The 13,838-nt window shown below is 41.2% G+C and carries 10 protein-coding genes; 8 read left to right on the forward strand and 2 right to left on the reverse strand.

Annotated elements, in window-relative coordinates; translation table 11 throughout:
* Window positions 1–13: 13 nt before the first annotated feature.
* Window positions 14–1,453 (reverse strand): 16S rRNA (cytosine(1407)-C(5))-methyltransferase RsmF, encoded by a 1,440-nt coding sequence (rsmF, locus tag BB427_RS04235; protein ID WP_069019050.1) that lies wholly within the window; start codon window positions 1,451–1,453, stop codon window positions 14–16.
* Window positions 1,454–1,808: 355 nt separating this feature from the next.
* Between rsmF and BB427_RS04240 the strand changes: the two genes are divergently transcribed.
* The 4 genes from BB427_RS04240 to BB427_RS04255 all read left to right on the forward strand — a co-directional run bounded on the left by BB427_RS04240 (window position 1,809) and on the right by BB427_RS04255 (window position 6,065).
* A complete protein-coding gene (locus tag BB427_RS04240) occupies window positions 1,809–3,236 on the forward strand; it encodes a sigma-54 interaction domain-containing protein (RefSeq protein WP_069019051.1) in 1,428 nt (475 codons plus the stop codon).
* A gap of 141 nt (window positions 3,237–3,377) precedes the next feature.
* Entirely contained in the window at window positions 3,378–4,760 is a 1,383-nt protein-coding gene (ccoG, locus tag BB427_RS04245; protein ID WP_069019052.1) for a cytochrome c oxidase accessory protein CcoG, read from the forward strand.
* A gap of 153 nt (window positions 4,761–4,913) precedes the next feature.
* Window positions 4,914–5,489, forward strand: a complete 576-nt coding sequence (locus tag BB427_RS04250) for a cytochrome b (RefSeq protein WP_069019053.1) — start codon at window positions 4,914–4,916, stop codon at window positions 5,487–5,489.
* A 3-nt stretch (window positions 5,490–5,492) separates the two neighbouring features.
* A complete protein-coding gene (locus tag BB427_RS04255) occupies window positions 5,493–6,065 on the forward strand; it encodes a YceI family protein (protein WP_017218664.1) in 573 nt (190 codons plus the stop codon).
* Between the two features lie 186 nt (window positions 6,066–6,251).
* On the opposite strand, the gene BB427_RS04260 is transcribed toward BB427_RS04255, so the two are convergent.
* A complete protein-coding gene (locus BB427_RS04260) occupies window positions 6,252–7,082 on the reverse strand; it encodes a TIGR02285 family protein (RefSeq protein WP_069019054.1) in 831 nt (276 codons plus the stop codon).
* Between the two features lie 283 nt (window positions 7,083–7,365).
* Here BB427_RS04260 and BB427_RS04265 point away from each other — a divergent pair, with 283 nt between their 5' ends.
* The 4 genes from BB427_RS04265 to BB427_RS04280 all read left to right on the forward strand — a co-directional run bounded on the left by BB427_RS04265 (window position 7,366) and on the right by BB427_RS04280 (window position 13,803).
* Window positions 7,366–7,953, forward strand: coding sequence for a dienelactone hydrolase family protein (locus BB427_RS04265; RefSeq protein ID WP_045989019.1), 588 nt, complete (start codon window positions 7,366–7,368; stop codon window positions 7,951–7,953).
* Between the two features lie 69 nt (window positions 7,954–8,022).
* Window positions 8,023–9,000, forward strand: a complete 978-nt coding sequence (locus BB427_RS04270) for an acetoacetate decarboxylase (RefSeq protein ID WP_069019055.1) — start codon at window positions 8,023–8,025, stop codon at window positions 8,998–9,000.
* 114 nt (window positions 9,001–9,114) lie between these two features.
* On the forward strand, window positions 9,115–11,358 hold the full coding sequence (locus tag BB427_RS04275) for an NAD(P)-binding protein (RefSeq protein WP_069019056.1): 2,244 nt from the start codon (window positions 9,115–9,117) through the stop codon (window positions 11,356–11,358).
* 204 nt (window positions 11,359–11,562) lie between these two features.
* The gene (locus tag BB427_RS04280; RefSeq protein ID WP_069019057.1) at window positions 11,563–13,803 is read left to right on the forward strand and encodes a TonB-dependent receptor; all 2,241 of its coding nucleotides are present in this window, start codon (window positions 11,563–11,565) and stop codon (window positions 13,801–13,803) included.
* Window positions 13,804–13,838 lie beyond the last annotated feature (35 nt).

Genomic DNA, 13,838 nt, shown 5'->3' on the forward strand with positions numbered 1-13,838 from the left:
GGGTATATTCAGGTTATACCCAAGTTATCAACAGGCCGTCTTTAATTAAATCCCGAGGCAAACTGTTTTTAACTTTATTCTTTTGCCATTTTCCTAACCCGATGGCACTGCCACATAGCGTGAGGATCACTTCTCCCGTTAGTTTGGTAACTTCATCTAGGCGTATATCTTTGCCATTAAAGTAATCTTTTGCTTGCTCTTTTGTTAGTGCTAAAGTGTTTTTAGACGCTAAGTGACCGAAAGTAGTGGCAAACTCATGCTCTAATCTTACCCCGTTTTTATGGGTAGTACCGATTAAAATCCCTATGCGAGAATATTTGATCTTATCTTGGATTGCTTCAAAGTTGTCAGGAAATAGCCACACCTCTTTATCGCGCTGCATCAACTTACCGTCAAGTTGGGCAATACCAAACTGTTTCTTTAGTACGGATAACAATAGTTGAGTGGTTTTCTTGTCTAGTACTTCAAAAGGGAAAGCGCCTTTTTTCTGTTTTGGGTTTTTAACGGCAACAGAGTGTAACTTCTTAAATCGAGCAATGAAAAACCCCTCGCTATCATATAGCTGAGGCCACACATGCAAGTATCCTTCGGACGTTGTTGCTTTTTCAGCACCCTCAAATAAAGTCGATAGGTTTTCGACTGCTACTGCTTGAGGATAATTATCAATGAGGTGTTGGCATACTTGCTGATTTTCCAACGGTGTTAATGTGCAAGTTGAATACACTAAGGTGCCACCTGGCTTTAAGGCTTGAAATGCGCTGTCTATCAGTTGCTTCTGCACTTGTGCTATTTCAACATTAGACTCAATTGACCAGTTTTTAAGGGCATTTGGATCCTTTCTAACAGTGCCTTCTCCAGAGCATGGTGCATCAAGTAAGATGTTATCAAAACATTCATGCATATAATCGCCAAAGATACAGCCGTCAAAGTGAGATAACGCAACATTTCGTATACCCATACGTTTCATATTTGCCGCAAGCGCTTTGAGTCGAGATGACGATAGCTCATTAGCGATTAGTACGCCACGTCCATCCATATAAGCTGCGAGTTGCGAAGTTTTCGAACCCGGTGCTGACGCCATATCCAAATTAATATCATCACTGCAGATAGTCGATTTCAGTGCCGTGGGCGGCAACATAGAACTTGCTTCTTGGACATAGATGCAGCCACTTAAATGGATATCTGTGTTGCCGATAGCAAGATTAGCTTCCTCTTGTTCACTTCTTGATATCCAGAACCCTTCCTCACACCAAGGGATTGGCTCTGCCTGCCAATCACTTTTTTCGCAGTAGGCTAAGAATTCCGTGATGGACATTTTTAGGGTATTGACTCTGACTGCTCGGCGTAAAGGAGACTGGCACTTATCTATAAAGTCTTCGATGCTAAGGTGGCCTGGTAAGTAGGTTTTTATGTCGTCTAGAAACGCGCTGGGAATATAAGTTGATTTGTCCACGCAGTTACTCAAGTTATAAGCTTTCTCTCATTTTACACTTTCATGGGTGAAAAATGCATATTTGTTGTGACGATGCTGATTATTAAACCTGAACTCGGGATAACAACTTGTTCTCTAGCAGTTGTTATTCCTTACTACTGCGTTAAATTTGCTTGCAATAGGCCAGCTATTGACGCACAAATTTGCCTTGTATTAAGAAATAACTTCTGGCTAGAGTGATATTACGCTTTTGAACTTGGATATTTTAGTGGATTAACTCACTTCTTATCCCGGGTTCAGGTTATTAAGCAAAACTCATGGCTGACAGTAAAAGGCTATAGTTATATAATGCTCGCGAAATATCGCGAGGATTGCTATGTCTATTATCAAACACTTTTTGGCGGACCCTAAATTATTATTGAATGCGGTTGGAGAGGGGATCTATGGTTTTGACCTTTCTGGTAACGCTGTTTTTGTAAACCCGGCCGCAGAGCGTATGACTGGATGGCAAAGTGATGAGCTTTTGGGGAAGAAAATACATCAGTACCATCATCATAGTCATGCAGATGGGAGTGATTATCCTGCTGATGAATGTAACATCTACAAAACGATGTTTGATGGTAAAACACGACAGGTAACCAATGAAGTGTTCTGGCGTAAAGATGGAAGTTGCTTTCCTGTGGAATACACCTCTACGCCAATTTTTAAAGATCAGCAAATTATCGGTGCGGTCGCGATATTTCGCGATGTATCGCAACAGCACAAAACTGAAAATGCCCTAAGAGAGGCGCTGAATAAAGTTCAAGTACTTACTGAGCAACTTAAAGATGAAAATGCCTACCTGCTAGAAACATTAAATGAAAATTGGCAAGACTCGGGTTTGGTGGGCAGTAGCGCAATATTTCAGGCTATGTTGGCGCAGCTAGAGCTGGTTAGTCAGACCGACAGTACGGTATTGGTTTTAGGGGAAAATGGCACGGGTAAAGAGCTTGTTGCCAGAAATCTGCACCGCCTTAGTGAGCGTTCATCGCAACCTTTCGTTAAAGTAAATTGCGCTGCTTTTTCACCAACTTTGATCGAATCTGAATTGTTTGGACATGAAAAAGGTGCATTCACTGGAGCGAATGAAAAACGTAAAGGACGTTTTGAGTTGGCGGATAAAGGGACCATATTTTTAGATGAAATTGGTGAGTTACCGCTAGAAGCGCAAAGCAAGTTATTACGTGTACTACAAGAGCGAGAGTTTGAGCGTGTAGGGGGAAGTAAGTCGATCCAAGTAGATATACGAATAGTCGCGGCGACCAACAGAGATTTATGGAAAATGGTCGAAGAGGGAGGGTTTAGAATGGATTTATATTATCGTTTAAACGTTTTTCCTATTCGAGTGCCTGCACTACGAGAGCGTATAGAGGATATACCCGTATTGGCCAACAACCTCATCGTGCAGCTCAACAAAAAGCTGGGTAAGCAACTACGCGGGATCTCAAAAAAGGCTATTCATGCGTTACAGCGTTATGATTGGCCTGGCAATATTCGAGAACTTCAAAACGTGTTGGAGCGCGAAGCGATATTATCTAAAGGTCGTTTACTTGATTTATCTCAAGCACTTAACGCTACTGAGCAGCATAAATCTGAAAACGGTGAACTGACTTTAGCGCAAGCGGAAGCTGAGCACATATTAAGAGTGCTAGAAATAAGTAATTGGAAGATCGCTGGCAGCAACGGGGCGGCTGATAAGTTAGGACTACCCGAAAGTACGCTAAGGTCGAAAATGAAAAAACTAAAAATTGCTAAACTTTCGTGATATTTCGCGCCTATTCGTGATATTTCGCGACATTGAAAATATTATAAAAATAAATACACTAAAAATCAAAGTGTTATAAACTTTCAGATTGGTCTGAAAGTTGCAATATCAAACTCGTGTATTACCAATGTAGCAAATAACATGAAGTTTGATATCAAAGAAGAAGACATGATCATTAAGCCCTATAAACAAGAAGGGCCTATTTACGTCAGAGAGCAAAAAGGTTTTTTCCAAAAAATAAGAAGAAACCTTGGCTGGTTTTTAATGTTAACTTTCGTTCTCATTCCTTGGATCCCGTACAACGAGCAGCAGGCCATCTTGCTTGATTTTGGTAAGCAGCAATTTAGGATATTTGGTGCCACCTTTCTCCCTCAAGACTTTATGATTCTAGCCTGGATTTTTATGGTGGGTGCCTTTGCTTTATTCTTTGTCACGACTTGGCTGGGTCGCGTGTGGTGTGGTTATACTTGCCCACAAACAATTTGGATGCTGATGTTCACTTGGGTTGAGCACCGAGTGGAGGGGACTCGCAACCAAAGAATAAAGTTGGACAAATCAAACTGGGATAGCAAAAAAGTCGCTAAGAAAACGGCCAAACACGCTATTTGGTTGATAATTTCGGTGTTTACTGCCACTTCATTTATGGCCTATTTTATACCTGCAAAAGAGCTGTATCTGGACATGTTTACGCTTGAGTGGACTGGTCTTACTTCCTTCTGGGTATTTTTGTTCGCACTGTGTACCTATGGAAACGCGGGCTTTCTGCGAGAAAAAATGTGTACCGTGGCATGTCCATATTCTCGTTTCCAATCGGTGATGTTTGACAAAGATACGTTAGTTGTCACCTATGATAGCGAACGAGGTGAAAATAGGGGCCGTCGTAAACGCAAAGAAGACCCAAAACAGCTGGGGCTCGGCGACTGTGTAGACTGTAATTTATGTGTTGAAGTTTGCCCAGCTGGTATTGATATTCGTAATGGCTTGCAATACGAATGCATTAACTGTGGCTTATGTATCGATGCGTGTAACGAAACGATGAATAAATTCGGCTATCAGCCAGATTTGATTAAGTATCAAAGTGAGCATCAACAAGCGGGTAAAAAATCCAATCCGTTTAGGTTAAAAATAGTAGGCTATGGTGCTATTACCGTATTGATAGTAGTCACAATGGTGATTTGGGCATTCAATCGTACACCAATAGAAGCTTCTGTCATTCGCGACCGTAATGCGCTTTATCGTGTTAATTATGAGGGGTTAGTCGAGAACCCATATACCTTAAGTGTCATAAACAAAACACAGCATGATTTAACTTACACAGTGAGCTTAAAGGGACTACCAGATGCGAAATTAACAGCCCCAATCACAACGCATATCGCTGGCGGCGACATGGCATTAATCCCTGTAACGGTCACCGCTGATGGCTATGAGCTAAAAGGTAAACGGACTCCAATCCAATTTACGATAGAGTCGCAGCAAGATGCCAAGATTAGCATCACCAAGGACAGCTACTTCTATAAAAATTAGTTTACACTCCCCCCGACTCAAGGCGCTTGTATTATGAAGCGCCTTTTTTGTGTGCATATATGCACAATCTGACGCTAAATTTATGCCTTTCTCTCTGAACTTTTAGCGTATAAGCTTACTCTTATTGAGAATGAGTTTTATTAGCTGAATATTATGTTTAAAAATACATCACAAAACTATGGTTTGTTAGCCATCATCTTTCACTGGCTCAGTGCGCTTGTGGTATTTGGCATGTTTGGCCTTGGATTGTACATGGTCGAACTCAGTTATTACGATCCTTTTTACCGTGACGGCTTACACATTCACAAAAGCATCGGGATACTGCTGGCAGCTTTGATAGTACTTAGGCTGATTTGGAAGTTCACTAACCCTAAAGTGAGACCCGAAAGCGAAGCAACTCCCATAGATAAATTGCAAAACATAATAGCGCATGTCGTTCACGTCGTTTTGTATCTTGGCTTGTTTGGGCTGTTTGTCACAGGCTACTTAATCTCTACCTCAGATGGCAGAGCAATTGAGGTATTTAACTGGTTTTCTGTTCCGGGTATTGGAGAGCTATTTGAAGAACAAAGCGATATTGCAGGCACTGTGCATTTGTACATTGCTTGGGGGCTCATTGGATTAGTAGTGCTACACATTGTGGGAGCGCTAAAACACCACTTTATTAATAGAGATCGTACCTTAGTTCGCATGCTCAAGGTACCAAACGCTACAAAAGTTGAGGATTAAAACATGAAAAAAACAATCATTGCATTAAGCATGGCGGCTATGACCTTATCGGCCGGAGTAAATGCCGCGGATTATGTAATTGATACTAAAGGTGCACATGCCTTTGTAAACTTTAAAATTAAACATTTAGGATACAGCTGGTTGCATGGTCGATTTAATAGCTTCGAAGGCGACTTCAGCTATGATGCAAAAAATCCAAATGCATCAAAAATCAATGTAGTGATCGATACCGCTTCTGTTGATTCGAACCATGCAGAGCGTGATAAGCATTTGCGCGGTAATGATTTCTTAAATGTTAAAGCAAACCCTAAGGCGACTTTTAAGAGTAACTCAATTACTTTTAGCGATGATACAAATGCGAAGGTGAAAGGAAGCTTCACGCTCAATGGGGTAACAAAGAATATCGAGTTTGATATTCAAAAAGTGGGCGAAGGTAAAGATCCTTGGGGTGGATACCGAGTTGGCTTTGAAGGCGAAACCCAGTTAAAACTTGCTGATTATGACATCGACTATGATTTAGGTCCGGCATCAACACACGTTACCATTGGTTTGCACTTAGAAGGTATTCGTAAGTAATCTCAACTTGCACCACGTGTTACTACATACGTGGTGCTGCGCTTTGGGTTCACCTGAGTGCGCTTTGTTCATTGTTGCTCAACTTTTGCCTAGATTACTAGGCGGCAAGTCGAGCGTCGCGACCAAAACACACTCAGGAGAACAAAAATCAAACAGCAAAGATAAACAGGCCCTAGTTTTAGAAAGTTAGTTTTTAAAAATACTAGCTAGCTGTGGTTGAAATTGCTCTGGTAACCAACGAGACATAGCCAGTCTAAACTGCTCATTTTTATGGGCTTGTTTTAACGCTTCGCTAATTGCAGCTATTTGTTCCTTACCAATCGCATTGTTATTACAGCCTGCATATCCAGCAGTTATCTGCGAGGCGATACTCAATCTAACTTGTGTCAATTCATCTTGCTTATCAACATGCAATTTGTGGTAGTGGTGTTCACTTGGGTATCCGAGTATCACGTCGACTCTTTTTTTGAGTAGCATGATAGTCAAACTCTCTAATGTATCTCTTCCTGGTCTTACAAGCACTTGCTTGGTAGGCAAACTCGCCAATAACGCATCAACTTCATGACCAAACGATCGATTTGCCGCCACACCTACGGTTAGGCCGTGCTCAGTTACGAGCTTTTCCAAATCAATTGCGCTATTGGTAATGCCAAGCGACTGTGCGACATCTTTCCTTAGTGCGGCAGAGGTTGACAATCCAATGGTAGAATACTCATCACTAAAAGCGATATGTCTTTGCCGCTCGGGTGTTTTATAGAGGGAGATCATACAATATTGGTTGTTGAAATTAGAGAGCTCATGTATCGCCCTCGATGCGGGGAACACTTTATAATTGAAGGTGTAGTCAGGCATCTGTTGTTGGATGAGTTTTATCAATAACTCGTCCCGTCCTTGCCCCTCCAAATCGTCAGAAAGGATATAATAAGGCGCGAAGTCTATCGCAATCCAAGTTATTTGTTTTGCAAATACAAAACTGGATTGAAAGGTAATGAAGAGGAGTAAGATGATTTTGATCAAATTGGGTCACTCTTGCTGAACTTACAATAAGCTTAGCATTGTTTGCGATATTGATGATTAAATTAATGTTTATTTAATTTGTATTTAATGTTTACAGAGGTTGGCGGTATGCTAGCTTTAAAAGAGGTTTTAGTTTTGGGTAAAAGCGCGCTAGTTAAAGCGTAGTTAAGCGATCGAATATAGAGTTTGATTGCAGCGCGTCAATCCAATATAAGTAGATAAGGCCGCATGGCAAGGAAAGTCATACAAGCCAATAACTATAAATTATTAATAAGGAAAACCGATGGCTATATTAATCGTTACCGATATTTTCGGTTATACGGATCATATTGATCGTTTTGCTAAATCACTTGGAAGTGACGTGCAGGTGCTTTCACCATTTATAGAAGAACCAAACAGTGTCTCTGAGTCGGATTGTTATGAGCTGTTTTTGGCGCAGTGTGGTCATCGTTTATATGCTGACAAAGTATCAGCAGCGATTTCTGAATACAAACCAAAACTTATTATTGGCTTTAGTGCAGGCGGAGCTGCAGCGTGGATTGCATTGTCTGAACAAGGTGCATCTCACTCTGTTGAGCAGCTTATCGCATTTTATCCCAGCCAAATACGTAACCATCTAAATATTAAGCCTAGTTGCGATGTGTCTATCTTCTTTGCTCAAGTTGAATCTCATTTTGACGTTGAGCCCGTTATAGAACAGTTAAAAGATAAAAAAGGGCTGGATTGTATCCGAACGCGATATTTACACGGTTTTATGAACAAGCTCTCGGGTAACTATGATGAGTACGCATACTCGCATTATCAGTATTTTTGCCAGCGAGAGGCACGCAACTATATCGAGGTTGTGCAACGAGAGGCGGAGTTTTCGTAACAACATACGCAAAAGCGGCTTGAGCGAACTACACTAAACACTAACTTATCATACTTTAAGGAGTGAAAGATGTATCCCGAGTTGCCTGATTATCAACATTTTTATAGTAATCTGCTCGCCAAACCTCCATGTAGAATGCTAAATGCACAAATGTATGGCTTCTTTGTCAAAGGAAAGAAATCAACAATCCAAGCCTATGTTGATAAAACGCTGAATTCGGTTTCTAGTAGTGAATTTGTATTCAGGGCTTTAACGGATTGGTGCTTATTGACCTTTACGGATATTGAAAATATCGCATCAAAAGTGCCGCCATTTAGTAATTATGGATATATGCAAGAAACCGATGTCATTGTCTGGTTACCAATTCTGCAAGTCAATCTCGAAACGTTAAAAGCAGAGCATCTGTATTGGTATCCTGCGTTTATCTCTGTCAACAATATTAACGCGCTGATAAATGGTCGAGAAATATGGGGCTACAACAAATATTTATGTCGCTACGAAATGCCTGATAACTTTGGCGACCCACTGAACTTTTCCCTCTCCTTGGAGACCTTTAAGGAATTTGATCCCAACGTCAAAATGGCATGGCATGAATTGTTATCCATTGAACCTGAGGATGACGGAGAGTCATGGCTAAAAGAAGTGTTGGAAGTGGGTGAAGAAATTGCTGAGCTTTTCAAAGATTCAGTGTCTGATTTAGATGTCGATAGCCAATTTCTTAAGCAGTTCTTATCGGGTTTTACCCACCCGCAAATGGATCAAATATTATTTAAGCAGTTCCCAGATGGCCATGCCGAGAAGTCTGTATATTCGGCAGTGGTACATTCCCCTTCAGAGGTGAAGAAAATCCACAAAATTGGTTTTATCAAAGATGATTTAAGCTTGAATCTACAACGAATGGATGCGTTTCCACTCGATAAAATGTTTGGCATTCCATTAGGCAAAAGCGAGGTCAAACTACCTTACTTTGTGAAAATGGACTTCGATCAGGCAGGTGTGGAAGAAATTGTTTCCAGTGCTCAGAGTATGGCTAATCTCCATCGTTAGTGTATTTGCGGCATAAAAAAACACGATTTTTACTAAAGCGATATTTGCATGTTTAGTTGTCTTCCTATGTGGCTTTAGGTGTTGCTCGTCAACACGTTTGAAAAAGGAAGGCTTATGAGTAAACAAAAAGTAGCAATACTTGGCGGCGGCGTTTCGGCGATGACAGCTGCGGTATACATGACTGAACAAGAAGATTGGCAAGAGCGCTATGATATTACCGTTTATCAGCAAGGTTGGCGTTTGGGGGGCAAAGGGGCGAGTGGTCGTAATGCTGAATACGGCGAGCGTATAGAGGAGCATGGTCTTCACGTTTGGTTTGGTGCCTATGTCAATTCTTTTAGGGCAATTGAGACAGTTTATAATAAGCTTGAGCGCTCAAGTGATGTCCCCATTCACACTTGGCAACAAGCACTAAAACCGCATAGTTTGGTGGTGCTGCAAGAATATATCGACCAGCAATGGCAAACTTGGTCGGTAGATTTCCCTGAGATCCCAGGTAATCCAGCAAATGGCACTCTCGATTTACATTTTTGGCAGATTTTAAAATTACTTGCGGCTTGGCTACACAAGTGGGTTGACGATTTGGAATGTGAAGTTGAGAAAACGCACAAATCCACACAACTCAAAACTAAAAAAGAAAGAGATAAAACGCTGCTTGCTCACTTGGGGCAGGAAGTTAAAAGCTTTTTTGATAGTGTCGAAGATAAAGCCAAGACCTTATTTGATGACGCAGAAAACCATGTTCAAGAGGTTGTATCCACACCAAAGCTGTTAATAACGCAACTCAGTAATTTTTTGACGGTGCGTGAAGCTGATCATCGTTTAGAGAATAAGAAAGATCACTTAGTTGTTTGGTATATGGTTCGAAAAATTAGGCGTTGGTTGCAGTCTGAAGTAAACGACTTAATTGATGACAACCCAGTCATTAGACGTCTGTATATATGTATAGATTTAGGTGTTGCGATGACCATAGGCATGCTCCGTGACAAAGTCTATTCACGAGGGTTTGGTTATCTTGATCGATACGATTTTAAACAGTGGCTCAAGCGCAATGGCGCAAATGAATCGCTGTCTGTGGAGTCTGCGCCTGTTCGCGGCTTTTATGACCTCGTTTTTGGCTATGAGGACGGTGATTTTAAAAAGCCGAATGTCGAAGCGGGAGTTGCGGCTTTGGCTATGCTTCGGATTATGCTGTGTTATCGCGGTGGCGTGATGTGGAAAATGCAAGCGGGGATGGGAGATATTATTTTCTCTCCTATCTATGAGCTGCTTAAACATCGAGGCGTTAAGTTTGCGTTTTTTCATCAGGTTGAATCGTTACATTGTGCACAGGATGATGATGGTCATTATGTTGATAGTATTCAATTAATTCAACAGGTTAAACTAAAGGAATCGCAATGTTACGAGCCTCTGGAATTAGTCAAAGACTTGCCATGCTGGCCAAGCTTTCCACTGTGGCAGCAAATTGACCCGCAGCAAGTGGCACTACTTAAAGAACATGAGATTAACCTTGAGTCTTACTGGTCTAATTGGGAGGCGGTTTACCAACAAGCATTTGGACAGAGGTTACCGAGAAAAACGCTGAATAAAGGTACTGATTTCGATTTAGTGATTTTTGGGATCTCAGTAGCAGGTCTTGAGCCACTTTGTCAGCAATTATTGGCTAAAGATGACAACTTAAGGTTGCAAGCCGAAAAGGTCAAAACTGTTGCGACTCAAGCATTACAGTTGTGGCTCACTAAAACTGACAATGAACTGGGTTTTCACGACCCTTCTGGCAGTAATGAGCCACCAATATTAAGCGCATTTTCTCAACCCTTTGATACTTGGGCTGCGATGTCTAATTTACTTGAGGTTGAAGATTGGCCAAATACTCAGCCCAAGAACATTGCCTACTTTTGTAGTGCTTTTACCTGCGCAGATTATCCACCTCCGAGCGATCATGAGTTTCCTGAACGCATGAAAGCTCAGGTAAAAGAAAACGCATTGCAAAAACTTAGATTACAGATGCAGCCACTGTGGCCAGAGGCTTATCATGGTGACGACTTCGATTGGAACGTATTGTTTGATGTTGATAATAATGAAGGCGAAGTTAGGTTCAACACCCAGTATTGGAGGGTGAATGTCGACCCCAGTGAGCGTTATGTGTTAAGTGTTGTTGATAGCAGTCAATTTCGACTACCTACGGACGGCAGCGTCTTCGAAAACCTCTACATTACTGGAGATTGGATTAAAACCGGTGTCAATGCAGGTTGTGTTGAAGCTGCTGTGATGGCTGGCATGCAAACGAGTAGAGCTATCACTGGATATCCTCAAAGCATTAGTGGAGAATCAGGATTTGAGCCGTTTAACGTTTGAGTAGTTAGTCATACTGACGGAGTAGCCCAACTACATTTCAAGCCTTGCAATTTGCAGGGCTTAAATCCCATCTGGGTATAATTTGTATGCGTTATGAACGATAACTTGAACCTTAAAAAGGTAATCGGGTTCATTTGTTTGGGGGTCTTTTTAATTCAGCTATACTGATAGTGCAATTGCATGATATAGCTCGGGATTCAAACTATGCCACATCCAAATGTGCTGTTAAATACGATAACACTAACATTACTCTCAGTAGTTTCGATGGAAACGTCAGCACAAGTCGAAGAAGAAATCGAAGTCATTGAGGTATACGCTCAAAAAAGAAAGCAATCTATCAATGATGTTGCTATCGCTGTTAAACCCATATCCGGACAAGTCATCACTGACGCGGCACTGAAAGATACGACCGAACTGGGTAGTTTAGTTGCGAATGTAAAAATCAGTCAAAATGCAGCTGAGGGCACGCCTCCAGCGGTCAGCATTCGAGGTGTCGGACTTGTCGATTACAATACGGCCAACACTTCTCCGGTTGGGGTATATTTAGATGGTATATCTGTTGGGTCTGCGAATAATCAAATCATTAACTTGTTTGATGTTGAGCAAGTAGAAGTATTGAAAGGTCCACAAGGTACACTTTTTGGTAGAAATACCACTGGGGGGGCAATTTTAGTGCGCACGGCGCGCCCAACAGATGGTAATTTTGCTTCTGTCAGTGTGGGGGTCGGTTCGGATTCTTTAACAAGAGCACGTACGATGCTCAACTATAGCCTAGATCAAAATAGCGCGGTGCGACTTGCCGCAAGCCACAATAACTATGAGTACACAACTTATAACCTCCAGCCTGACGCTCCTGAGGCGTATATGGAACAAAATGATGTTCGACTAAGTTATTTTGGCGAGTTTGATAAGTTCAGTGTTTTTGTGAAATTAGATTATGGTCATTGGAATGGACTGGTTCAGCCGGTCGGGAATATCGGATTATTCTCAAACCCTTTGGATGGTTCATTATGTTCTCCAGCGCAAGCGGGCACTAGCAACTGCGTTGATGCGCTTGGCTTTAATATTGGCAGCGACGATTTTTGGGCTGTGCGGGTCAATAATTATCAAAAACATCACAGTATAAGCAAAGGTGTTACAACAGAGATCGCGTATGCACTGGATGACCGGTCTCAACTTATTTATCTTGGGGCTTTCAATCGCTTAGATAGGATACATGGATTTAATTGTGATGGAAGTCCATTTTCATTATGTGAAGGTGAGTTAGGGCTTAAAAATGAAAAGCTGGTGAATGAGCTTAGGTTTGAGCAAAGTATGGAAACCGGCTTTCTGACGGTAGGCTTATTTCAACTAGAAGAGCGTATTTACCAAGATAATTTCAATGACCTATTACGTGATTTTAGGGGAACCCCTAATGGTGCAAGTGCGGCAACCTTTTTCTATGACAATGATATCAAAGTAAAATCAATGGCTTTGTTTGGCCAATATGAATATGAAATCAGTGAACATACAGATGTACTTGTAGGAGTAAGGTACAGTGATGAAAAGGTAAATTATGACTCTTTCTCATACCTAAATGTACCGTTTGGAGATAACCTCGCTGGCATTTTAGTCCCTGCCTACGACATTGAGGGAAAAGAGTCCGATAGTAATTTGTCTGGAAAGTTGTCAGTTATCCATAAAGTGAAACCAGATAAAAGTGTTTATTATAGTTTATCTAATGGTGCAAAAAGCGGCGGCTATAACGGTGGCTTCCTTATTTCGAAGGATGCCGCGATACAGGCAAGTTATGGCCCCGAAGAACTAATCGCCCATGAAATAGGAGCAAAGCTGTTATTTAATGAGCTTAAACTTCGTACAAATTTGGCCGCTTTTTACTATGATTATAAAGACCAACAGGTATTTATGAATCGGGCTTCAGAAGTACCTGGAGCACCGCCTTATCAGTTACTTGAAAATGTAGGTAAGTCAAAAATCTATGGTGCTGAAATAGAAAACACTTGGTATCTATCGGAGCAAACTCAGATAGGCTTGGATATAGGGTATATACCTGAAGCTAACTTTGAGGAATTTATTGATCCAGTTGGCGTTGTATTGACCGACAATCGCTTACCGTTTACATCCGAATGGAATATCTCTGGACAAATAAATTATGCATTTAATTGGGATGAAGTTAGTATAAAAAGTAGAATAGCATTTGATTATCAAAGCGAATATTACTTTGACCAAAACGAATCTCCCTATGCTAAGCAGCCCAGTTATATGCTTTGGAATGCCAATCTACAGGTGGAGTATAGAGACTGGCAGTTAGGTATTTGGGGTAAAAATCTTCTAGATAAAGAGTATAGCCATCTTAAATTTGACCTAAGTAGCTTTTTGGGAATGTTGGAAGACTTTAAAGGTGAGGGGAGAAGGATAGGCATGGATGTAACATATCGCTTTTGATTTTTTTTAGCACTATATAGAGATAAGTCACCTGA

The sequence above is a fragment of the Pseudoalteromonas sp. BMB genome (genome assembly GCF_001709235.1).
Lineage (GTDB): Bacteria > Pseudomonadota > Gammaproteobacteria > Enterobacterales > Alteromonadaceae > Pseudoalteromonas > Pseudoalteromonas maricaloris.